The sequence below is a fragment of the Delftia sp. ZNC0008 genome (assembly GCF_000799035.1).
In the GTDB taxonomy this organism is placed as follows: domain Bacteria; phylum Pseudomonadota; class Gammaproteobacteria; order Burkholderiales; family Burkholderiaceae_C; genus Comamonas; species Comamonas tsuruhatensis.
The window spans coordinates 1-1,615 of record NZ_JTKZ01000055.1; the positions used below are offsets into that span (position 1 = coordinate 1).

A 1,615-nucleotide genomic window follows, 5' to 3' on the forward strand; every position below is an offset into this window, starting at 1 on the left:
CCGCGTGGCCGCATCGGCAACGGCTGCAGCGGCGGCGGGCTCCTGTGCCAGGGCAGCGGCGCCTGCGGCCAGCAGGCCCAGCCCCAGGCCCATGGAAAGAAGTCGTTTGGTCATGGCAGTCTTTCGGGAAACGTGGGGTTGAAACTCACAGTGCGCTGTCGCCGGTCTCGCCGGTACGGATGCGGACGGCCTGCTCGATGGGCAGCACGAAGATCTTGCCGTCACCGATCTTGCCGGTGCGCGCAGCGGCCTCGATGGCATCGATCACCTGGTCCACCAGTGCGTCGGGCACGGCGGCCTCCAGGCGCAGCTTGGGCAGGAAATCGACCACGTATTCCGCGCCGCGGTACAGCTCGGTATGGCCCTTTTGGCGGCCGAAGCCCTTGACTTCGGTCACGGTGATGCCCTGCACGCCGATGTCGGAGAGCGCCTCGCGCACCTCGTCCAGCTTGAAGGGCTTGATGATGGCGGTCACCAGTTTCATGATGCTTAGCTCCTCAGGTCCGGTTACAGGGTCTTGGTCAGCGTCACGATCAGGCGGGCCTTGTTGACGTCACCAAAGTAAGACTTCTTGTTCGCACCCGTGACGGCCGCGCCCAGCGACACGCCGTCGCCGAAATCGTAGGCACCGCCCACGCTGTAGTCCATATAGTTGGGCACGCCCAGGCCCTTGATGTCGCTGGCAAAGCGCGTGAAGCCCAGCGAGGCCTTCACGGTCACCTTGGGCATGACTTCCTTGCTGAAGCCCAGCCACAGGTAGCCGGTATTGCGGCCCGACAGGCCCGAGCCGGCTTTCTCGCCCGCCCAGCCGAAGTAGTCCTTGGATACGGTGTGCGAATACTTGGCCGTGAACGGGCCGTACGTGGCCGCGCCATACAGCTCGGTGGTGTTGCCGCTGGAGTTGCCCGAGTACAGGTATTGCAGGGCACCGAAGTCCAGGTCCACCTCGCCGGCCTTGAACTTGTAGCCACCGTAGAAGTCGGTTTCCAGGGAGTTGCCCGGCAGCCAGTCCACGCTGGAGTTCCAGTTGCCGATGTACCAGCCGCTGTCGCCGAAGGTGTAGTCGAAGCCGCCTTGCAGGGCAGGCTTGACGGCCTTGTTGCGTCCCGTGTCCTGGTCCTGTCCGCGGAACTTGTAGTTCGTCGTCAGGGACACATTGGCCGTGAGCTGGGCGTGGGCCCAGAGCGGAGCGATGGCGACACAGGCGATGGCGAGCGACTTGAGGCTGGCACGGGACATGGGATCCTCCGGTTTGAAAAATTTCGTGACAACCGGGTTAAGCACGGACCGTGCCAGTCTTTTCTGCTGGATGGGGCGCCTTCCGGCCCACCAATGCAGCACCGCAGCATCCTCCCGTGCACCGGCTTTGTGCAGAAGTTCTGCACCGTTACGGTGATAGCGGTCGCTCACATGGCATCTCACCAAAAATGCACCAAAAAAGTGCAAATGATCTCATGCCCAGTACAGCACATTCCCAGGTCGCCTGCCACAGCACATGATCAGCCAAGTCTGGATTACCTGATTTTGGAACATGCCTGATTGGATAGCCTGCCATTCAAATACATGCCTGTATCCAAGATGGGAAATTGCTTACATTTACAGGATGTATCTGACC

The 1,615-nt window shown here is 61.4% G+C and carries 2 protein-coding genes; both read right to left on the bottom strand.

Features of this window, described 5'->3' with window-relative positions; translation table 11 throughout:
• Nucleotides 1–145 precede the first annotated feature (145 nt).
• Entirely contained in the window at nt 146–484 is a 339-nt protein-coding gene (locus L995_RS01555; protein ID WP_012202241.1) for a P-II family nitrogen regulator, read from the bottom strand.
• Between the two features lie 23 nt (nt 485–507).
• Complete coding sequence (locus tag L995_RS01560; RefSeq protein ID WP_016448601.1) at nt 508–1,239, bottom strand: TorF family putative porin; 732 nt, start codon at nt 1,237–1,239, stop codon at nt 508–510.
• Nucleotides 1,240–1,615: the final 376 nt, after the last annotated feature.